Source organism: Macrococcus lamae (assembly GCF_004359545.1).
In the GTDB taxonomy this organism is placed as follows: Bacteria; Bacillota; Bacilli; order Staphylococcales; family Staphylococcaceae; genus Macrococcus; species Macrococcus lamae.
Genome location: NZ_SCWB01000010.1, coordinates 26,187 through 45,104 on the forward strand (window position 1 = coordinate 26,187; position 18,918 = coordinate 45,104).

25 protein-coding genes and 1 riboswitch are annotated in these 18,918 nt (G+C 43.7%); of the genes, 1 reads left to right on the forward strand and 24 read right to left on the reverse strand.

Annotation, left to right across the window (positions count from 1 at the left end; all coding sequences use genetic code 11):
• Position 1: 1 nt before the first annotated feature.
• The 6 genes from thiM to ERX29_RS06585 form a co-directional block, all read right to left on the reverse strand.
• A complete protein-coding gene (gene thiM / locus ERX29_RS06560) occupies positions 2-787 on the reverse strand; it encodes a hydroxyethylthiazole kinase (RefSeq protein ID WP_133443904.1) in 786 nt (261 codons plus the stop codon).
• Positions 788-1,582: a bifunctional hydroxymethylpyrimidine kinase/phosphomethylpyrimidine kinase gene (gene thiD / locus ERX29_RS06565; RefSeq protein ID WP_133443905.1), complete on the reverse strand. Its 795-nt coding sequence runs from the start codon at positions 1,580-1,582 to the stop codon at positions 788-790. It lies immediately after the preceding gene.
• A complete protein-coding gene (tenA, locus tag ERX29_RS06570) occupies positions 1,548-2,246 on the reverse strand; it encodes a thiaminase II (protein WP_133443906.1) in 699 nt (232 codons plus the stop codon). The genes thiD and tenA overlap by 35 nt, the downstream gene beginning before the upstream one ends.
• A 49-nt stretch (positions 2,247-2,295) precedes the next feature.
• A riboswitch (TPP riboswitch) is annotated at positions 2,296-2,393 on the reverse strand.
• 88 nt (positions 2,394-2,481) lie between these two features.
• Positions 2,482-3,348 (reverse strand): transglycosylase family protein, encoded by an 867-nt coding sequence (locus tag ERX29_RS06575; protein ID WP_133443907.1) that lies wholly within the window; start codon positions 3,346-3,348, stop codon positions 2,482-2,484.
• A 288-nt stretch (positions 3,349-3,636) separates the two neighbouring features.
• On the reverse strand, positions 3,637-3,873 hold the full coding sequence (locus ERX29_RS06580) for a hypothetical protein (RefSeq protein WP_133443908.1): 237 nt from the start codon (positions 3,871-3,873) through the stop codon (positions 3,637-3,639).
• A gap of 189 nt (positions 3,874-4,062) precedes the next feature.
• Positions 4,063-4,677: a single-stranded DNA-binding protein gene (locus ERX29_RS06585; protein WP_133443909.1), complete on the reverse strand. Its 615-nt coding sequence runs from the start codon at positions 4,675-4,677 to the stop codon at positions 4,063-4,065.
• Between the two features lie 215 nt (positions 4,678-4,892).
• Here ERX29_RS06585 and ERX29_RS06590 point away from each other — a divergent pair, with 215 nt between their 5' ends.
• Positions 4,893-5,321 carry a YwpF-like family protein gene (locus ERX29_RS06590; protein ID WP_133443910.1) on the forward strand — a complete coding sequence of 143 codons (429 nt, stop codon included), beginning with the start codon at positions 4,893-4,895 and terminating at the stop codon, positions 5,319-5,321.
• 178 nt (positions 5,322-5,499) lie between these two features.
• On the opposite strand, the gene fabZ is transcribed toward ERX29_RS06590, so the two are convergent.
• From fabZ to rpiB, 18 genes are all read right to left on the reverse strand, one after another.
• Positions 5,500-5,940, reverse strand: coding sequence for a 3-hydroxyacyl-ACP dehydratase FabZ (gene fabZ / locus ERX29_RS06595; protein ID WP_133443911.1), 441 nt, complete (start codon positions 5,938-5,940; stop codon positions 5,500-5,502).
• Positions 5,941-6,132, reverse strand: coding sequence for a DNA-directed RNA polymerase subunit beta (locus tag ERX29_RS06600; RefSeq protein WP_207999173.1), 192 nt, complete (start codon positions 6,130-6,132; stop codon positions 5,941-5,943).
• A gap of 5 nt (positions 6,133-6,137) precedes the next feature.
• Positions 6,138-7,421: a UDP-N-acetylglucosamine 1-carboxyvinyltransferase gene (murA, locus tag ERX29_RS06605; RefSeq protein WP_133443912.1), complete on the reverse strand. Its 1,284-nt coding sequence runs from the start codon at positions 7,419-7,421 to the stop codon at positions 6,138-6,140.
• 93 nt (positions 7,422-7,514) lie between these two features.
• Complete coding sequence (locus ERX29_RS06610; protein WP_133443913.1) at positions 7,515-7,742, reverse strand: DUF1146 family protein; 228 nt, start codon at positions 7,740-7,742, stop codon at positions 7,515-7,517.
• A gap of 61 nt (positions 7,743-7,803) precedes the next feature.
• Complete coding sequence (locus ERX29_RS06615) at positions 7,804-8,211, reverse strand: F0F1 ATP synthase subunit epsilon (protein WP_133443974.1); 408 nt, start codon at positions 8,209-8,211, stop codon at positions 7,804-7,806.
• Positions 8,212-8,232: 21 nt separating this feature from the next.
• Positions 8,233-9,645: a F0F1 ATP synthase subunit beta gene (gene atpD, locus ERX29_RS06620; protein ID WP_133443914.1), complete on the reverse strand. Its 1,413-nt coding sequence runs from the start codon at positions 9,643-9,645 to the stop codon at positions 8,233-8,235.
• 19 nt (positions 9,646-9,664) lie between these two features.
• A complete protein-coding gene (gene atpG, locus ERX29_RS06625) occupies positions 9,665-10,528 on the reverse strand; it encodes an ATP synthase F1 subunit gamma (protein WP_133443915.1) in 864 nt (287 codons plus the stop codon).
• Between the two features lie 37 nt (positions 10,529-10,565).
• Entirely contained in the window at positions 10,566-12,074 is a 1,509-nt protein-coding gene (atpA, locus tag ERX29_RS06630; RefSeq protein WP_133443916.1) for a F0F1 ATP synthase subunit alpha, read from the reverse strand.
• Positions 12,075-12,094: 20 nt separating this feature from the next.
• A complete protein-coding gene (locus ERX29_RS06635) occupies positions 12,095-12,628 on the reverse strand; it encodes a F0F1 ATP synthase subunit delta (protein ID WP_133443917.1) in 534 nt (177 codons plus the stop codon).
• Entirely contained in the window at positions 12,628-13,152 is a 525-nt protein-coding gene (locus ERX29_RS06640; RefSeq protein WP_243719998.1) for a F0F1 ATP synthase subunit B, read from the reverse strand. The genes ERX29_RS06635 and ERX29_RS06640 overlap by 1 nt, the downstream gene beginning before the upstream one ends.
• Before the next feature lie 83 nt (positions 13,153-13,235).
• A complete protein-coding gene (gene atpE, locus ERX29_RS06645; protein ID WP_133443918.1) occupies positions 13,236-13,457 on the reverse strand; it encodes a F0F1 ATP synthase subunit C in 222 nt (73 codons plus the stop codon).
• 45 nt (positions 13,458-13,502) lie between these two features.
• Positions 13,503-14,225: a F0F1 ATP synthase subunit A gene (gene atpB / locus ERX29_RS06650; protein WP_133443919.1), complete on the reverse strand. Its 723-nt coding sequence runs from the start codon at positions 14,223-14,225 to the stop codon at positions 13,503-13,505.
• A gap of 24 nt (positions 14,226-14,249) precedes the next feature.
• Complete coding sequence (locus ERX29_RS06655; protein ID WP_133443920.1) at positions 14,250-14,603, reverse strand: ATP synthase subunit I; 354 nt, start codon at positions 14,601-14,603, stop codon at positions 14,250-14,252.
• A 188-nt stretch (positions 14,604-14,791) separates the two neighbouring features.
• On the reverse strand, positions 14,792-15,931 hold the full coding sequence (gene wecB, locus ERX29_RS06660; protein WP_133443921.1) for a non-hydrolyzing UDP-N-acetylglucosamine 2-epimerase: 1,140 nt from the start codon (positions 15,929-15,931) through the stop codon (positions 14,792-14,794).
• Between the two features lie 18 nt (positions 15,932-15,949).
• Entirely contained in the window at positions 15,950-16,579 is a 630-nt protein-coding gene (gene upp / locus ERX29_RS06665) for a uracil phosphoribosyltransferase (protein WP_133443922.1), read from the reverse strand.
• Between the two features lie 47 nt (positions 16,580-16,626).
• Positions 16,627-17,865 carry a serine hydroxymethyltransferase gene (glyA, locus tag ERX29_RS06670; protein ID WP_133443923.1) on the reverse strand — a complete coding sequence of 413 codons (1,239 nt, stop codon included), beginning with the start codon at positions 17,863-17,865 and terminating at the stop codon, positions 16,627-16,629.
• A 32-nt stretch (positions 17,866-17,897) separates the two neighbouring features.
• Positions 17,898-18,422, reverse strand: a complete 525-nt coding sequence (locus tag ERX29_RS06675) for a TIGR01440 family protein (RefSeq protein ID WP_133443924.1) — start codon at positions 18,420-18,422, stop codon at positions 17,898-17,900.
• On the reverse strand, positions 18,409-18,861 hold the full coding sequence (gene rpiB, locus ERX29_RS06680) for a ribose 5-phosphate isomerase B (protein WP_133443925.1): 453 nt from the start codon (positions 18,859-18,861) through the stop codon (positions 18,409-18,411). The genes ERX29_RS06675 and rpiB overlap by 14 nt, the downstream gene beginning before the upstream one ends.
• Positions 18,862-18,918 lie beyond the last annotated feature (57 nt).

An 18,918-nucleotide genomic window follows, 5' to 3' on the forward strand; every position in this document is an offset into this window, starting at 1 on the left:
TTTATTTCACTTCTTCCGCTCGCATATTCTCTGCTATGTCATTTTCAACTGTCTCCTGCAGCATATCCAGCAGATTAATTTGAAAATGTCCGGGCAGAGTACCATTATCACGCTGTTCTGCACGCTCAGCCGCGATGTTATACCAGCTCACTGCTTCTGTCAGCATAGACAATGTCGGTTTGACTTCATTATATATAAAAGCGCTGACAATTGCCCCTAATAAGCAGCCGCCTCCTGTTACTTTCGTGAGCATAGGTGTTCCATTTTGGAGTTTCATCACTTTACCGTCGACATAGACCGCATCAATCGCTCCTGTTACAACGACTGCCGTATTAAAACGATCTCCTGCCGCACGGGCAACAGCCACTGTATCAAGCGACGTATCGCTATCTGTTCCTTTCATCGACGATTCGGCCGACAAGCTGCTGATTTCTGACGCGTTACCCCGGATGACACTGATATGATAATGCTCGAGCAGTTTCAGACAGAACGTCTTTCTAAAATTTGTCGCACCGCATGCGACAGGATCGAGTACAACAGGAACAGCGTATTTGTTGGCAGCCTGAATAGCCGTTTCAATGGCAGGCATGATGTCTTCTGATAATGTACCGATATTGATCAGCACTGCCCCGCAGTGCTGAATCAAATCTTCAAGCTCTGCCTCGTCGATTGCCATAATCGGACTTGCACCCAGGGCCAGCAGACCATTCGCTGTGAAATTTTTTACGACATCATTCGTAATACAAAGCACAAGGGGATTCGATCTTCTTACTTCATTGATTCTCATTTATAATCCCTCCAATGGATAGCTGAAATGATTGACCGGACCGTTACCAATCCCGAGACCCGGCGAATGTTTAATCGCACGAGTTATATATTCTTTTGCTGTACGGACGCTGTACTCAATCGATCGTCCTTTCCCGAGTTCCGCTGTGATGACTGCACCAAACGTGCAGCCTGTACCGTGCGTATGATGCGTTGATACCCGTTCTGCTGTGAGTTCTATAGAGCCGTCCTTCGTAAACAAGTAATCAGTCGCATCACCTTTCATATGACCACCTTTTATGACAACAGACTGTGCACCGATTTCATTGATAAAGATCTTCCCTGCCTTAAAGATATCTTCTTTCGTCTCAATGGTCATCTGCAGAATGCGTTCAAGCTCCGGGAGATTCGGGGTCGCAACAGTTGCGAGATCGAGCAGCTTATAGCGTACAGCTGACTTACCGGCTTCATCAAGCAGGTCATCACCGCTTTTTGCGACCATCACCGGGTCGATGACGTATGGAATATCATATTTCTGAATATAAGGTCTGACGACATCCATGACACTGCTCGAAGCAAGCATGCCAGTCTTTACCGCATCAGGCACAATATCGCTATAGACACTGCTGAGCTGGGCTTCAATAATATGTGCCGGCTGGTCGAAGACTTGCTGTACACCTGTTGTGTTCTGCGCGACAATACTTGTCACAACACTCATTCCGTAAACACCGCGTGATTGAAATACTTTAAGGTCGACAGTTGTACCTGCTCCTCCTGTCGGATCAGTTCCGGCTATTGATAATGCTGTCTTTAACATGGAATTCCCATACCTCCTGCCTTACTGCCATATTGAAGAAACGTCTTTCATGAACACAGCTCTCCAGGAAATTTCGACGCAATATATCCAGTTCTGACTCAGTCGCCTGTTCTGCAAATGAATTTACCCAGCCGTCCAGGTGAACCATCAGTTCGTCCATGTTGACGGTATAGAAATCGACCCACGGCTTAAGTGGATTTCCAGTCAGGTCATGACGTTCTGTTATTTTAAGCGCTAGCTGCTGATATACATAAGGACAGGGTGCCATGGCACAAATAGTAAAACTCGCATCATCATAACGGAGAGCATTATAATACATGTGCTTGATGTAATGATCACTTGATGGGTACCACTCGCCGTCTCTAATAATCTTCTCATAGTCTTCACCGACATAAGCAGCCATCGTCTGGTGCGCTTCAATTTCGCCGTTCAACACAAAATCAATCTGACCGAGCAGAAAATTGATTCCATCGCGGTCATCCAGCTTCGCAATCAGCAAACTGTAGATTTTAGCAAATTCATTTAAATATAGATGGTCGGCCTTCAAATAATGACGTATCGCCTCTTTATCAATATCGCCTCGTATGATTCCTTGAATAAAATCATCGTGATAAATGGATTCGATGATTGGACCTGCCTGTTGTTTCAGTTCATCTGTAAACATTGAAATTCCTCCTTAAAATTAAAAAAACCTATTTCCGCAGAAAAAGGCCTTAAAAAGAAGGACGCTTTCCTACGCTAGTATTATCTAGATCAGGTAAAAGGGTTTGACGAAGTCATCTCAGCCATAATGGCACCCCTAGCAGTCAATAGGTTATTTTGTTAGTTTTAGGATAACGAACGGCGGGTTAAATTGCAAATGAAAAAAGTCATCCATTAAGGATGACTTTAAAGTGTTATTATAAGCGAGCGCCACATACTGGCCAAGGTTGAGAACCACGTTGGCTGTAAAGAATTTGAGCACGTTTAGTTTGTTCAGCTGCTGAAGCATTTGATGGAAGTCCTGAACCACCTACTGATTGCCAAGTTTGTACATCAAATTGATATAGACCATAGAAACCATTACCTGTGTTTGTAGATGGATTACCACCTGATTCACAAGCTGCCATAGCTGCCCAGTTTAAACCGCTGCCTGCTGTAGATGTTTGTGTTGTCGCTGCTGGTTGCGTTTGAACTGCTTTAGGTGCCTGGTAAGTCACTTGTTGTTTTGGCGCCTGATAAGTTTGTTGTTGTACTGGTGCTTGGTAAGTTACTTGCTGTTTTGGTGCTTGATAAGTTGTTTGTTGTACTGGTGCTTTATATTCAGTTGTTTCAACTGCTTTTGGTGCAGTGTAAACTTTTTTAGGTGCTGCTACTGTTGCTGGAGCTGATTGAACAGCTGGTGCAGCTTGTTGTACTGAACCTGTTACGTTTAATGTTTTGCCTGCAATAATCAAGTCAGATGACAAGTTATTCCACGCTTTTAATTGTGCAACTGATACATTGAATTTAGCAGCGATTTTACCTAAAGTATCACCGTAAACGATTTTATATGTTTTTGTAGCTTCTGATTTAGTTTCTTCATTAACTTTTAATACTTGATTAGGAACGATCAGGTTTGATTTCAAACCATTTTCAGCTTTAATTGCTTCTACTGATGTACCATAGTTTTTAGAAATGCCCCATAAAGTATCACCAGATTGTACTGTGTGTTCAGCTGCATCTGCAGTTGCAGCGAAAGTTCCTGAAACAGCTACTGCTGTTGTAACGGCTAATAATTTTTTCATAGTTTAGTTTTCCTCCTAGGCTTTTATAACTCTGCTAATAATATAACAGATAAAAATATTTCATAGGTTACAGACAAAATAAAAGATATAGGCTTTTATTACAGCCTTATTACAATTGGTATATTTAACCTATTCCTATAAAAAAGTTAATTGATATGCTGTATGTCAACGTTTAGTCTGCTTTTTAGACAATCGATATGAATTAAATAGCGTTATCATTCTGTAATGTGATTAGAAAATAATACCAATTTATACGTTGATGATTACTTGACTACGTGTATGTATGCGCTATTCATCAACCTTTTTGAAAGCACGAGCTTCCACTAAAAGCTGATCCATTTTTTTATCGTGATGAATCACTTCAGATTTTACTGCATTCATGTTAGTGATAGTCGTCTCATACTTCTCTGCAATGACCCATAATGATTCACTTTGTGCATTGCTCTTTATTTCAGCTTCTGCCTGTGTCACTGCAATAACGCTTGAGAATACAACTGCACTTATAACTAACGCTAACTTTCTCATGATGTTCCTCCGCCTTTGTTTCTCATGTTAAGAATACTTTACCACGGAACAGAAAGGCTATGGTTACAGCAATATGTTAAGTAATAGATTTAAATTACGTGAATATTACAGAATGATATCAATATAAATACCTCTCCAGACAGCACGACTGAAGAGGTATATGTGGGTGTGAGTAATGAAGGTGTGCATTTAAGCCGTGACTGGTTCTTCCGGGGATGTTTCTTCTACTTCGTTGTCTTCTTTAATACTGTCGAGCTGTTCGATAAATTTCCTGCTTTCTTCTTCACTGACCACCGGATGGTCAACAGATTTAACAGGTTCTGTATTGAGCGGTGAATCGGTATGTTCACTGATAAACTGTTTCACTGCTGTTTCTTTTGCAATCATAATAGCATGTGTTTTTTCAGCATCAGATAGCTCATTCCAGATTTCATCTGGTGTCTGCGGGAGAACATCGCCAGTTTTGATGACACCGAAATTCGGCAGAAATTTGATATTCTCAACGACAATCTCCGTAAAATACTGTGCTTTCTCCTCGCCTTGCTTCTGATAACGATTACTGTGGATCTGACCGGTGATACAGACCGTTGAACCTTTTTTACAGTACTGAAGAATATTTGAGGCTGTTTTATTGAATGCCTTACAATGAAGAAAATCGACAGTCTGAGCATTTTCGTCTTTCGGTTTGTATCCTCGCTCAATCGCAAGTGGAAACGTTACACAAATATTGCTCGTCTTCTGATTCGATTGATTGGACTTCGGCATATTAGCAAGCCGGCCTACCAGCACTACTTTGTTAATCATAAGTCACCTCCCTTCTACCACCAATATAATAGGGAGTCAATCATTTGAAAAATCACTGAAAATGATGAAAATGATCAGAACTCATGTAGAAATTGATAAAAAAATAAGTTTTCTTCAAATTCTGCAGGAAATAAGTATAATTTCAGAAAAAACGCATGTTATGATAAATTTGAAACATTATAGGTGTAAATTATAAAGAAGATGGAGGGATGGGAATGAAAACATTTAAAGCAGTGCGCTTCCAGATAGTAGAAGACGGGGCGACTAATGAATATACATTACACGACGGTATTATCATCAACAAAGAAAACAGCGGTACAGGCTGGCTGCTTGAAATACTGATTGACGATATCCACCGTGAGAAGATGGAAGATTACCAAAAGGCTGCTACATTGCTTGACACACGGGTGGTCATCACAAGAACATCTAATGACCCTGCCTTATTTGAAGCAACGATCCGCGATATCCAGCAGCTGCAGGATAAGATTTCCGTCATTTTCGAATGTCATATCTATACACCACGTCAAGCCTATGCAGAACAACTGCTTGAACAATTAGTCGAAGACGGCTTAAGTGGCAGTGAACTCATCACCGTGTTCAATCGGATGATGGTCTCTAAACCAAAATTAAAAGAAAGAGAATAATCTCTTTAATTATATTATATTGGAACAGCTGCTACGTCCTGGCCTTCAGGAGCAGCTTGAAGGCCAGGTTTTGGCGATATCTGCAAATTTCCGTGAGTTCTGGCCCTCAGGAGCAGCTTGAAGGCCATGTTTTGATTTTTTCAACAAAAAAACAGCCGATCACGACTGTTCATCATTATTACTTATTATCGGAAATAGCGAATGTGATTTCACAGCTGCAAGCTACTTCACCGTTCACTGTTGCTTTTGCTGTACCTTTGCCGATCGGTCCTTTGATCTTGACGATTTCAACTTCAAGCATCAATGTATCGCCAGGAGTGACTTGTTTCTTAAAGCGGCATTTGTCAATTCCCGCGAACAATGCAAGTTTTCCTTGATTGTCTTCCATTCGAAGCATAGCGACTGCTCCCACTTGAGCGAGTGCTTCAACAATTAATACACCAGGCATGACTGCATATTCAGGAAAATGTCCCTGGAAAAAAGGCTCATTTCCACTGACCTGCTTCATACCGACACAGCGTTTGCCGTCTTCCAGCTCTACAATTCGGTCAATCAGCAGGAACGGATAACGATGCGGAATCACCTTTTTAATTTCATCAAATGTCATAATTGTCTCCATTTAAGCAGCTCCAGTCAATTTTAAAATATGAGTCCATGTTTTTGGGTTGAATACTTCCAGCGGTGAATGCAATATGCCGTAACCTAGCATCAGCCCTGCAATAAACAACAATAACGATAATAGCGCTACAACGACTACTATCATCATCATCGGTATTTTTCTACGGACGATTTCTGTCCCTTCTACCTGCATAGGTATTACCTCATTTCTGCTAATACTTTGCGGTCTCCTGTCCGTTTGATATCAGCACCTATTTGTTGCAGCTTACCATGGAAATTCACATACCCACGGTCCAGATGCGATAACTGTGTCACTCTTGTATAGCCTTCAGCGACCAGTCCTGCAAGAATCAATGCAGCTGATGCACGTAGATCAGTGGACTGGACAGCAGCACCGTGAAGCTGCTGCTTCTGAATAAGAGCTGTACGGTTATTGACTTTAATATTACCGTTCATCTTAATAAACTCATCTACATGCATGAATCGATTCTCAAATACAGTCTCTGTCATACTGCTTGCTGTATCAGCTGTCAGCATCAAAGCCATCATCTGCGCCTGCATATCTGTCGGAAATCCAGGATGTGGCATTGTCTTTACTTCCACTCCAGCTAAAGAAGAAGGCGCTGTTACTTGAATGCCGTTATCTTTAACCGTCACATGAACTCCCATTTCTTCAAGCTTGGAAATCAAAGATGACATATGATCAGCACGCGCGCCTTCTATAAAGACATCTCCGCGAGTAATTGCTGCTGCCACCATGAACGTCCCCGCTTCAATGCGGTCCGCAATAATCGTATGCTCTGCTCCATGGAGAGATTCGACACCTCTCACTGTAATACGGTCAGTTCCGGCACCTGTCACATTCGCACCCATCGCGTTCAAGTAATCCGCAAGGTCGACAATTTCAGGTTCTTTCGCCACGTTATCAAGTACTGTTGTACCATCAGCGAGCACTGCCGCCATCAATATGTTCTGTGTAGCTCCAACGCTCGGGAAATCAAGATAAATATGAGCCCCTTTTAATCTACCGTTCACCGTTCCTACTAAATAGCCATTCTCCTGAATGATCTCTGCTCCAAGTGCCGTCAATCCTTTTAAATGCTGCTCTATCGGGCGTGAGCCGATTGCACAGCCGCCTGGCATTGCTACTCTCGCATGGCCAAGACGCGCAAGAAGCGGTCCCATCACTAAAATACTGGCACGCATTTTACTGACATATTCATAGCTTGCGATATGATTCAGTTCATCTGCTGCATTGACTACATATGTATGATCACCTTGTGCCGCTACTTGAACATTCAATCCTGCAAGCACGTGGCTGATAGTTTCTACATCTGATAAAGCCGGGACATTACGAAATACACTGACACCTTCTGAGCCAAGTATCGAGGCTGTTAAAATAGGCAGCACCGCATTTTTAGCGCCGTCAACAGTGACAGTGCCAGTCAAGCGGCGTCCACCTTTTATTAATATTGTATCCATCTAAAGCATCCTCCAAAACCTATATATACATAATATACTATAACAGAAGGTATGCTGCCGTCAGTAAAAAACTCTCAATTCGCACAAATAATTTTACATCCATGTCAGCTGCTGCGAGAAATAGATGATGTCCATAATGAAGTTGCTGACCAGACTACCGAGCGCTAAGCTCATAAAAATAAGCAGCACTTGTATTTGCTGTGTATGATTTCCTTTGAACCACTGATCCGTTCTAAGCGATTTCAGCGCCCAGAAACTGATGCACACGCAAATGACATGAACAATGATATGAATTAAAGCATAAATTCCGACATCCTGCATGGTTATCCCTCCTTTGTTCAATAAAAAAAAGGATAAGACGTCATGTCCTATCCTTATCACTTTAGCGGAACTTTGCCACATCAATTCGATTCATAGCACGGTGCAATGCTTTTTCAGCACGATGGTAGTCAACGTTTTCCTGCTTATCGGCAGACATACGCTCTTCTGCACGGCTGAGCGATGCTTTCGCACGTTCGATATCAATTTCGTCGGATTGCTCAGCAGACTGCACAAGCACTGATACACCTGTCGGTCTGATTTCAGCGAATCCTTCAGACACCGCAACATAGTGCTGTTTGCCTGAAACCGTCGCGCGTACTGCTCCGATTTTAAGTGGTGCAACAGTTGGAATATGTCCGGCCATGACACCCATTTCACCTGTTTCAGTTTGCAGTACGATCAGTTCAGCCTGATCAGTCGTATAAACTGAGCCATTAGGAGTGACTATATTTAATGCAAGTGTGTTCATCATTTGTTCCTCCTAAGTAGTTTAAACTTGAACGCCCATTCCTTTAGCCTGCTCAAGCACTGCTTCAATGCCGCCGACTAGACGGAATGCATCTTCAGGGATGTGGTCATATTTACCTTCAAGAATAGCTTTGAAGTCCTGTACAGTTTGTGCAACTGGTACATAAGAACCTTTCTGTCCGGTAAACTGCTCAGCAACGTGGAAGTTCTGAGATAAGAAGAACTGAATACGACGTGCACGGTTAACAGTCTTTTTATCTTCATCAGATAATTCATCCATACCTAAAATAGCAATGATATCCTGCAGCTCACGGTATTTCTGAAGTGTTTCCTGTACACCACGTGCTACTGCATAGTGCTCTTCACCAACAACAGCCGGCGTCAATGCACGAGAAGTAGAAGCCAGTGGATCAACTGCTGGATAAATACCCATCTCAGTTAATTTACGCTCTAAGTTAGTCGTCGCATCTAAGTGAGCGAACGCTGTCGCCGGAGCCGGGTCAGTATAGTCATCGGCTGGTACGAAAACAGCCTGGATAGATGTAACAGATCCGACATTAGTTGATGTAATACGTTCCTGTAACTGCCCCATCTCTGTTGCCAGTGTTGGCTGGTAACCTACGGCAGATGGCATACGACCAAGCAGTGCTGATACTTCAGAACCTGCTTGAGTGAAACGGAAGATATTATCGATGAATAACAGTACGTCCTGACCTTGTTCATCACGGAAGTATTCCGCCATTGTCAGTCCTGATAATGCTACACGCATACGCGCACCTGGCGGCTCGTTCATCTGTCCGAATACCATGGCAGTTTTCTTGATAACACCTGAATCGCTCATCTCATGGAATAAGTCATTCCCTTCACGTGTACGTTCACCGACACCCGCGAATACAGAAATACCACCATGTTCCTGTGCGATATTGTTGATCAGTTCCTGGATAAGAACTGTTTTACCGACACCCGCACCACCGAATAGACCGATTTTACCACCTTTGATATACGGTGCAAGTAAGTCTACTACTTTAATACCTGTCTCAAGAATTTCAACTTTAGTTGATAGTTCTTCAAACTTTGGTGCTGAACGGTGAATCGGATCACGGCGTACTTCAGGGCCGAGTTCCTCTTCCAAGTCGATTTTTTCTCCAAGTACATTGAACACGCGACCTAAAGTCACATCTCCAACTGGTACTGAAATCGGTGCTCCTGTATCAGTGACAACTGCACCACGTTGAACGCCATCAGTAGAACTCATCGCGATTGTACGTACTGCATCATCACCTAAATGAAGGGCAACTTCTAAAGCGAGTTTAGTTGTGCCGTCTTCACGCGCTATCTCTAAAGTTAAGGCGTTGTTTAACGCTGGTAACTGGCCATTTTCGAATTTAACGTCAATGACTGGACCCATAACTTGAATTACGTGACCTAGTGCCATTATGATTTCCTCCTAAAGATTATTCCAGTGCGGCTGCCCCGCCGACAATCTCAGTGATCTGCTGAGTGATTGCCGCCTGACGTGCACGGTTATATTGTAATGATAAGTCATCGATTAATTCTTTTGCATTGTCTGTCGCGTTCTTCATCGCTGTCATACGAGAAGCATGTTCACTGGCTTTCGCATCGAGCAGAGCCCCGTAAATCAAGCTTTCAGCATATTGCGGCAGGATGACTTCAAGGATAGCCTCTTTATCGGGCTCAAACTCATAGCTTGCAGTAGCACCGCTGCCAGACAAATTATCCTGGCTGACTGGTAAGACGCGGCGCTCCTGAACAACCTGCTCAAGCACAGTGATGAAATGACTGAAATGAACATACAGCTCATCGAATTCACCAATTTCAAAACGGTTGACTGCGTTGTAAGCTATTTCCTTGATGTTTTTGAACGACGGCTGTTCAGGCAGTCCAGTGACTTCACCGATAACATTATAGCCACGTGATTTAAGGAAATCACGACCGACACGACCAATAACTAAGATGGCATAAGCCTCCTGATTATCATTGTGACGCTCTTTAATCTGCTGCGTTACACTTTTAAGGACGTTCGCATTATACGGACCTGCAAGTCCTTTATCACTTGTGACGACAAGGTATCCTGTTTTCTTCACCGGACGTTTTGTCAACATCGGGTGAGAACTGTCATTACCGCTGCCGATGCTCGCAATCGTGTCCTGCATTTTATCCATGTAAGGATAGAAGCTCTTCGCGTTTTCTTCTGCACGGCGCAGCTTTGAGTTAGATACCATGTGCATCGCTTTAGTGATCTGACTTGTCTTTTTAGTCGAAGTAATACGCGTCTTAATCTCTCTAAGTGAACTCATTGTGTCACCACCTTATTTACATGATATATCGCTAGTATTAAACAGATTTTTTGAAGACTTTCTTGAAGGCATTGATCGCTTCAATGAATTTTTCATCTGCCGGCAGACCTTTAGTCTCACGGATTTCCTGGTAAAGATGAGGCGCATTGTTGCCTACCCATCCTAGGAACTCATCTTCAAAACGAGTGATATCTTCAACTGGAATATCATCAAGGTGGCCTTTAGTCAATGCATAAAGGATAACAACCTGCTTATCTACTGTTAATGGTTTGTTCTGATCTTGCTTCAGTACTTCAACTGTACGCTTACCACGCTCAAGCTTCGCTTTAGTTGCCGGGTCTAAGTCAGATCCGAACTGAGCGAATGACTCAAGCTCACGGTATGATGCTAAGTCAAGACGAAGTGTCCCTGCTACTTTTTTCATCGCTTTGATCTGTGCGGAACCACCGACACGAGACACTGATAGTCCGGCGTTAATCGCTGGACGTACACCTGAGAAGAAAAGGTCAGACTGTAAGAAGATCTGCCCGTCAGTAATTGAGATAACGTTAGTCGGAACGTATGCTGAGATATCTCCGGCCTGCGTTTCAACGAACGGTAGTGCTGTAATAGAACCGCCGCCTAACGTATCATTTAACTTTGCAGCACGCTCTAACAGACGGCTGTGCAAGTAGAAGACATCCCCTGGATATGCTTCACGACCTGGCGGACGACGTAATAGTAATGAAAGCTCACGGTAAGCAGCTGCCTGCTTCGTTAAATCATCATAGACGATTAATACGTGCTTGCCGTTGAACATGAACTCCTCAGCCATCGCAACACCTGAATACGGTGCAAGGAATAATAGAGGTGCCGGCTGTGCAGCTGATGCTGAGACAACGATTGTGTAGTCAAGTGCACCGTGCTGGCGCAATGTTTCAACTGCTGTACGTACAGTAGATTCTTTTTGACCGATAGCGACATAGACACAGATCATGTCTTCATCCTTCTGGTTAAGGATTGTGTCGATGGCAACTGTTGTTTTACCTGTCTGACGGTCACCGATGATCAACTCACGCTGACCACGACCGATCGGTACTAACGCATCGATAGCTTTAATACCTGTCTGCAGCGGTTCATCAACCGATTTACGGTCCATGACGCCTGTTGCTGGTGATTCAATCGGACGGGTTTTAGTTGTGTTTAATGGACCTTTACCATCAATAGGTTGTCCAAGTGGGTTAACGACACGACCAATCAGTTCTTCACCGACAGGAACTTCCATGATACGTCCTGTACGTCTAACTTCGTCGCCTTCTTTGATTTCAGTGTAAGGGCCTAAAATAACGACACCTACGTTGTTTTCTTCTAGATTCTGCGCAAGACCTAACACACCGTTATGGAATTCAATAAGTTCTCCTGCCATAACGTTGTCCAGACCATGGACTAACGCGATACCGTCACCGACCTGGATTACAGTACCTACATCCGTTACAGTCATGCCAGACTCATAGTTTGCGATCTGGGATTTAAGTAACGCACTGATTTCTTCAGCTTTGATGGCCATTGATGTCACTCCTTAAATAATTATTGTTGGTGAAAAGATTTTTCTAACTGTAACAGATCGTTTTTGATTGAACCGTCATAGACAGTCGTACCGATAGTTGCACGGATGCCGCCGATCAATTCCGGATTGATGACATTATCCAGTATTAATTTTTTGTAGCCGGTACGGTTAATGAAAGATTGACCGATAGCGTCAAGTTCATCACTTGAGAGCGCATAGACAGATTCAACCTTCATATATTGTTGTTCATTGTATTCATTGTAATAAAATTCAAAGTTTCTTGCGATTTCCGGCAGCAGGTTCAGTTGTTTACGTTCTGCAAGGATCTGCAGCAAGTTTAAAAGCGGCTGTTCTGCACCACCGAATGTTTTTTTGACGAAACTGATACGCGTGTCTTCTGAAACTTTAGGGTCTTCTGCAAAGAGCTGAAAAGCTTTGCTATCAGCGACTGCCGTGTTTATTTCCTGCAGATCAGCGTGGACATTTTCCTGTACGCCATTCTCGCGGCTGACTTCAAATAAGCTTTCAGCGTATTTTTTAGCAACATGTGCCATTATTTATCGCCTGCCTCTTGAATGAACTGGCGAACAAGGTTCTGCTGGTCAGCTTCATTGATTTCCTTATTGATGACTTTAGAAGCAATCAATACAGAAAGCTCTGCTACACGGTCATTAATATCAGCAATTGCGCGCTGTTTTTCGTTTTCGATTTCAACTTGGGCATCTTCAACAAGCTTATTCGCTCTGCTGTTTGCCGCATGAAGAATTTCTTCGTGTTCACGTTTTGCCTGTGTTTTAGAATTTTCAAGGATTGTCTGTACTTCTGTCTGTGTGCGCTGTAATAACGCTTTATTTTCTTCTGCATAGCGCTTCGCTTCTTTGTTCTGCGCTGCTGCATTGTCGATGTCTGAGTTGATCGCATGTTGACGGTCGTCCATAATTTTTTTCAGAGGACCCCATGCAAATTTACGAAGCAATGCCAGTAAGATTAAAAATGTCAGTAAAGTAACAACGATTGTTCCCCATTGAACGCCTGTTGGTGCTGCTGGTGCAGCATGACCTAAAATAAAGTAATTCACTTCTTAACGCTCCTTTCACCGCAGTTATGTTCATAAATGAATGGCGAAATCTATTGAAGACTTCGCCGTAACGATTCTATATATTAGTTAGATGCGCCGTTCATTACCATGAACGCTACTACTACCGCGATGATTGGAAGGGCCTCAACTAAACCGACACCGATGAACATGATTGTCATTAATGGACCACGTGCTTCAGGTTGACGTGCTACACCTTCAACTGTACGTGATACGATCAGACCGTTACCAATACCTGCGCCAAGTGCTGCTAAACCGATTGCGATTGCTGCTGCTAATAAATTCATTAATAATTTCCTCCTAAGAAAATAAATAGTTTTTTTTATTTTATATTAATGGTCTTCCGACACTTTGTGTGACATATATACCATTGATAACATAACGAAAATGTAGGCCTGAATAGAGCCGACGAAAATTGAGAAACCTTGCCAGATGATCATTGGGATAGCTGCCCCGAAGAATCCGAGTACACCACCTGCTGCGATACCTGATAATAAACCAAGTAAAACCTCACCTGCAAAGATGTTACCGTAAAGTCGGAGACCAAGTGTCAACGTTGAAGAGAATTCTTCAATAATCTTGAATGGCACCATAAACCAGACCGGCTGAGCAAAACTCTTGAAGTAATTGCCTGCACCGCGCATCTTAATACCGTAATAATGTGTCAATAAGATGATTAACGTAGACAATGTCAACGTTACTGTTGCATCCGCTGTTGGTGATTTCCACCACAGGTTATGACCCGAGACGATTGAGAACGGTAATCCAAGCATATTAGCTACAAAGATGAACAGAAGTAATGTGACAGCTAAAAAGTGGAAACGTGCGCCTCTGCCCCAGTCCATATTACTGTTGATAATCCCGCGAGTAAAATCAAATACCCATTCTATGAAATTCTGGGCTCCTGTCGGTCTGACACTCAGGCGTCTTGTACAGAATATCGCAATCAACAGGACAATAAGCGCAGTGATGATGACCATTAAGATAGAACTTAAATTGAAAACGATGTTCTGACCCATGAAATGCCAGGTATAAAGCGGTGATCCGTGTTCCATTTCTTCACCTCTTCCTATTATGTATTAGTGTTTCAAACTGATAAATGTATGTATGAGGATCATCACATACGTTAAAGCGAGGCCAAGTGCGATTCCATAGATGCTGATGGCATCAGGAAATCTCACCCAGAAGAGACAGGCCATCACTGCTGTTAAAAAGCGGAGACCTGAGCCACTTGAGATGTGCAGCGAATCACTGTTAATCGCTCGATTAAGGTGATAGTGCCACACAAAAGCACTGATAGCAGATGCTATCGTACCGATGATTAATCCCAATGCAAAGCTGCTTCTTGTTATCAAATAAATGACAAGAAGAGCGAGGATTAAATAGAGAAAATATTGCAGATAAAGCTTGAAAAAGATTTTGAATTCGGACATAGAATTATGTCTCCTTAGAAATAGCTTTCATGGAGATGAAAACCGTTTCATTCCAAAGTTTATAATAATATAGGGCAAAATATGTGTCAATGGTATGTGAAAAACTCACAAAAATAATCTTTTACAAATTGTTCACATTTCTGCCACATATAATGATGAGAGTAAAGTGTTTTTTAAAACAGTAAAATTTATTTGTGCTCGACCTTGAATGGTTCTGGTTTTTTATCTGTCAAGTTAAAATAATACTTTATATGTCCGCAAATACGTTCTGAAGTTCGGCCATCACCGTAAGGATTGCTTGCCTGACTCATGGCATTGAAGATTTCTTCATCTGTCAGCAGTTCTTTTGTCAGACGGTAAATATCTTCTTCTTCGGTACCTGCTAGTTTCAATGTGCCCGCCTGTACCCCTTCTGGACGTTCCGTCGTATCACGAAGAACAATGACCGGTTTACCGAGTGACGGTGCTTCTTCCTGCACGCCGCCTGAATCCGTCAGAATAAAGTGACTTCTTGCCGCAAAGTTATGAAAATCAATGACATCAAGCGGTTCAATCAGCTCGATGCGCGCGTGTCCAGTCAAATACTGTCCCGCAATTTCACGGACTTTCGGGTTTTTGTGCATCGGGTAGACAACTTTGACGTCTTCATGCTCATCGACAATACGACGAACTGCTTTAAAGATATTGTGCATCGGCTGACCGATGTTTTCTCTTCTATGAGCCGTAAGCAGAATTATCTTCTTATCAGTATTTCCAATAATGTCACTCTCGTAATCATCCTGAACTGTTGTTTTCAGTGCATCAATCGCTGTGTTGCCAGTAATAACGACTCGCTCTTCAGGCTTGTTCTCACGGAGCAAGTTAGCTGCCGCGTCAGTCGTCGGTGCAAAGTGCAGATCAGCTAACACGCCGGTCATCTGGCGATTCATCTCTTCAGGGAACGGTGAATACTTCTGCCATGTTCTGAGTCCGGCTTCCACGTGACCGATAGCAACTTCATTGTACAGGGCAGCGAGACTGCCAGCGAATGTTGTGGTTGTGTCACCGTGAACTAAAATCATATCAGGCTGCGCTTCTTTAATGACCGACTCGAGACCGGTCAGCACTCGGGCAGTCACTTCTGTCAATGTCTGTCCCGCTTTCATGATATCAAGGTCATAGTCAGGTGTGATATTGAAGATCTCAAGGACCTGGTCCAGCATTTCGCGGTGCTGGGCTGTTACTACGACAATAGGTTCAAGATCAGGATCCTGCTGTAGTTGAAGGACAAGCGGTGCCATTTTAATCGCTTCCGGTCTCGTGCCGAAAATCGTCATAATCTTTTTCATCGTCTAAACTCCTAAAAATTATTTCGTGCCGAACAATCTGTCGCCTGCATCTCCAAGACCAGGAACAATATAACCGTGATCATTTAACTTCTCGTCCAGTGCAGCGATGTAGATATCGACGTCCGGATGAGCTTCTTCAAGCAACTTAACGCCTTCTGGTGCAGCTATCAGACACATGAAACGGATTTTAGTTGCACCGCGCTTTTTCAGTGAATGGATAGCTTCGATAGCAGAACCGCCTGTCGCAAGCATCGGATCTACAACGATAAAGTCGCGCTCTTCGATATCCTGCGGAAGTTTGGCGAAGTATTCGACCGGCTGCAGCGTCTCTGGATCACGGTACAGTCCGATGTGACCGACACGTGCTGCTGGAATTAACTTCAGTACGCTGTCAGTCATACCAAGACCCGCACGTAAAATCGGTACTACTGCTACTTTTTTCCCTGACAGACGCTTCGCTGTCATCGTCGTGACCGGTGTATCGATCGTTACATCCTGCAGTTCAAGGTCGCGTGACACTTCATAGGCCATCAGCATCCCCACTTCATCTACCAGCTCCCGGAATTCCTTTGTGCCAGTGTTGACGTCACGAATATAGCTCAATTTATGCTGAATCAGCGGATGATCAAAAACATGTACTTTCCCCATAATCTACCTCGATTCTTGTTATCTCTTATGTCTTAATTTTTTATCTATCAGTTGCTGTACAGCGGGAAACGGTCAGTCAGCGCTGTCACTCTTGTCGCTGCCTGTTCCAGTACTTCTGTGTTTTCCGGATCCTGCAGTACATCCGCAATGATCGCTGCTATTTCTTTCATTTCTTCTTCTTTGAAACCGCGGGTTGTTACAGCAGGTGTCCCGATACGGATACCGCTTGTCACAAACGGACTTTGCTGATCGAACGGAATCGTATTTTTGTTCGTTGTAATGCCGACTGCATCAAGCGCGTGCTCTGCGACTTTACCAGTTAAGTTCACTGTCGTTACATCAATTAAGAAGACATGGTTTTCTGTCTGCTGAGAAACGATTCGCAGACCGCGTTCTTTTAAGCTTTCGCTCAATGCTTTAGCGTTGTTGATGACCTGCTGCTGGTACTCCTTAAACTCCGGCTGCTGCGCTTCACCGAACGCTACGGCTTTCGCTGCGATGATATGCATCAAGGGGCCCCCTTGAATACCTGGGAAGATTGCTTTGTCGATTGCTTTCGCGTATTGTTCTTTACAGAGAATCATACCGCCGCGTGGTCCGCGCAATGTTTTGTGCGTTGTTGTCGTCACAAAATCTGCATGAGGCACTGGACTTGGGTGAAGTCCTGCTGCAACAAGTCCCGCGATATGTGCCATATCGACCATCAATTTTGCTCCGACTTCATCAGCGATCGATCTGAATTCAGCAAAATCAATTTGGCGGGCATATGCTGAAGCTCCTGCAATGATTAATTTCGGCTGATGTTCTTTTGCAAGACGTCTGACTTCAGCGTAATCGATCGTTTCTGTTTCTTTATCCACTTCATACGCTGCAAACTTATAGTCAATCCCGCTGAAGTTGACCTTTGAACCATGCGTTAAATGTCCGCCGTGATTCAAGTCCATCCCAAGAACCGTATCTCCTGCTTCCAAAGCTACACGATAAACAGCCATATTAGCCTGTGATCCAGAATGCGGCTGAACGTTTGCATGCTCAGCACCGAACAATTCCTTCGCACGATCACGCGCGAGGTTTTCAACGACATCGACAAACTCACAACCGCCATAATAGCGTCGACCTGGATAACCTTCCGCGTATTTGTTCGTGAGTACGGATCCTTGCGCTTCCATCACTGCCTGTGACACAAAGTTTTCAGATGCAATTAGTTCGATATTGTTATTCTGTCTTGCTTTTTCCTGTTCCATCGCTTCCCATAACTGTTGATCCTGTGCTTTTAAAGTAGACAATATGATTCCCTCTTTTCTTTGTTTTATGAAACTTATTGATATTTCGCGCGCGGTCCGCCGATCAGTTTCGGACGGTGCGCAGCGATCGTCACGACTGCTGCACCGACCATCTTCGTCGGAACACGGACCGGTATCTGCACATGTCTGATGTGCATGCCGATCAAAGTCTGACCGATATCAATCCCGCAGTCCGCCTGAACATGTTCAACGACTACAGGATTAGTCATACTTCTATAGGCAGCAGCACTCATGCTGCCGCCCGCTTCTTTTACCGGCACGACAGAGACAGGTGTCAGCTGATAGCGTGCTGCTGTCTCCCGCTCCATCGTCAATGCCCGGTTAATATGCTCACAGCCTTGAAAGCAGAAAGTGACCCCTGTTTCTCTTTCAATCGTCTTAAAAGCAGCCAGCAGTTCGCAGGCTACATCATCAGAACTATCAGTGCCAATTCTCTGACCGATGACTTCTGACGTCGAACAGCCGATCACGCATAGCTCACCTTGCTTGAAAAAATTAATTGCCTTCAGGTCGGACAGCAGCTGTTTAATGTCTGCCATAATCCGCTTCCAGCGCGCTTAGTTTGTCCAGACGCTTCTGATGACGACCACCTTCGAAAGATTCTTTCAGCCATGTTTCGACAATCATCAGTGCCAGTCCTTCTCCGATGACCCGCTGACCGAGGGCGATGACATTTGAATCGTTATGCTGACGCGTCAGCTTTGCTGTAAAAACGTCATGCACCAGTGCACAGCGTACACCTCTCACTTTATTTGCAGCAATGCTCATACCAATACCTGTCCCGCACACCAGAATGCCGCGGTCTGCCTTACCGCTTGTGACTGCTTCACCGACCGGACGCGCATAATCAGGATAATCAACAGAATCCGGCGAATGCGTTCCGAAATCTTCATAAGCAATATTCAGTTCATCAAGCAGCTGTTTGATGGCTTCTTTATATTCGAAACCGCCATGATCGCTCGCAATAGCAACTTTCATATGAATGACCTCCTTTAGAAGTTCCCCTTTATTATAGCTTATATAATTTTTTTCCTC

Bases quoted from the DNA above. Each gene is read 5' to 3' on its own strand.
- ERX29_RS06600 (WP_207999173.1), bottom strand. From the start codon at position 6,132: ATGCAGGTAGAAGGGACAGAAATCGTCCGTAGAAAAATACCGATGATG.
- thiD (WP_133443905.1), bottom strand. From the start codon at position 1,582: ATGTTAAAGACAGCATTATCAATAGCCGGAACTGATCCGACAGGAGGA.
- ERX29_RS06615 (WP_133443974.1), bottom strand. From the start codon at position 8,211: ATGAACACACTTGCATTAAATATAGTCACTCCTAATGGCTCAGTTTAT.
- ERX29_RS06655 (WP_133443920.1), bottom strand. From the start codon at position 14,603: ATGTCCGAATTCAAAATCTTTTTCAAGCTTTATCTGCAATATTTTCTC.
- ERX29_RS06585 (WP_133443909.1), bottom strand. From the start codon at position 4,677: ATGATTAACAAAGTAGTGCTGGTAGGCCGGCTTGCTAATATGCCGAAG.
- atpD (WP_133443914.1), bottom strand. From the start codon at position 9,645: ATGGCACTAGGTCACGTAATTCAAGTTATGGGTCCAGTCATTGACGTT.
- atpE (WP_133443918.1), bottom strand. From the start codon at position 13,457: ATGAATTTATTAGCAGCAGCAATCGCAATCGGTTTAGCAGCACTTGGC.
- ERX29_RS06575 (WP_133443907.1), bottom strand. From the start codon at position 3,348: ATGAAAAAATTATTAGCCGTTACAACAGCAGTAGCTGTTTCAGGAACT.
- fabZ (WP_133443911.1), bottom strand. From the start codon at position 5,940: ATGGAGACAATTATGACATTTGATGAAATTAAAAAGGTGATTCCGCAT.
- atpB (WP_133443919.1), bottom strand. From the start codon at position 14,225: ATGGAACACGGATCACCGCTTTATACCTGGCATTTCATGGGTCAGAAC.
- tenA (WP_133443906.1), bottom strand. From the start codon at position 2,246: ATGTTTACAGATGAACTGAAACAACAGGCAGGTCCAATCATCGAATCC.
- ERX29_RS06635 (WP_133443917.1), bottom strand. From the start codon at position 12,628: ATGGCACATGTTGCTAAAAAATACGCTGAAAGCTTATTTGAAGTCAGC.
- atpA (WP_133443916.1), bottom strand. From the start codon at position 12,074: ATGGCCATCAAAGCTGAAGAAATCAGTGCGTTACTTAAATCCCAGATC.
- thiM (WP_133443904.1), bottom strand. From the start codon at position 787: ATGAGAATCAATGAAGTAAGAAGATCGAATCCCCTTGTGCTTTGTATT.
- ERX29_RS06580 (WP_133443908.1), bottom strand. From the start codon at position 3,873: ATGAGAAAGTTAGCGTTAGTTATAAGTGCAGTTGTATTCTCAAGCGTT.
- rpiB (WP_133443925.1), bottom strand. From the start codon at position 18,861: ATGAAAGTTGCTATTGCGAGCGATCATGGCGGTTTCGAATATAAAGAA.
- ERX29_RS06675 (WP_133443924.1), bottom strand. From the start codon at position 18,422: ATGGCAGACATTAAACAGCTGCTGTCCGACCTGAAGGCAATTAATTTT.
- murA (WP_133443912.1), bottom strand. From the start codon at position 7,421: ATGGATACAATATTAATAAAAGGTGGACGCCGCTTGACTGGCACTGTC.
- atpG (WP_133443915.1), bottom strand. From the start codon at position 10,528: ATGAGTTCACTTAGAGAGATTAAGACGCGTATTACTTCGACTAAAAAG.
- ERX29_RS06590 (WP_133443910.1), top strand. From the start codon at position 4,893: ATGAAAACATTTAAAGCAGTGCGCTTCCAGATAGTAGAAGACGGGGCG.
- ERX29_RS06610 (WP_133443913.1), bottom strand. From the start codon at position 7,742: ATGCAGGATGTCGGAATTTATGCTTTAATTCATATCATTGTTCATGTC.
- upp (WP_133443922.1), bottom strand. From the start codon at position 16,579: ATGGGGAAAGTACATGTTTTTGATCATCCGCTGATTCAGCATAAATTG.
- wecB (WP_133443921.1), bottom strand. From the start codon at position 15,931: ATGAAAAAGATTATGACGATTTTCGGCACGAGACCGGAAGCGATTAAA.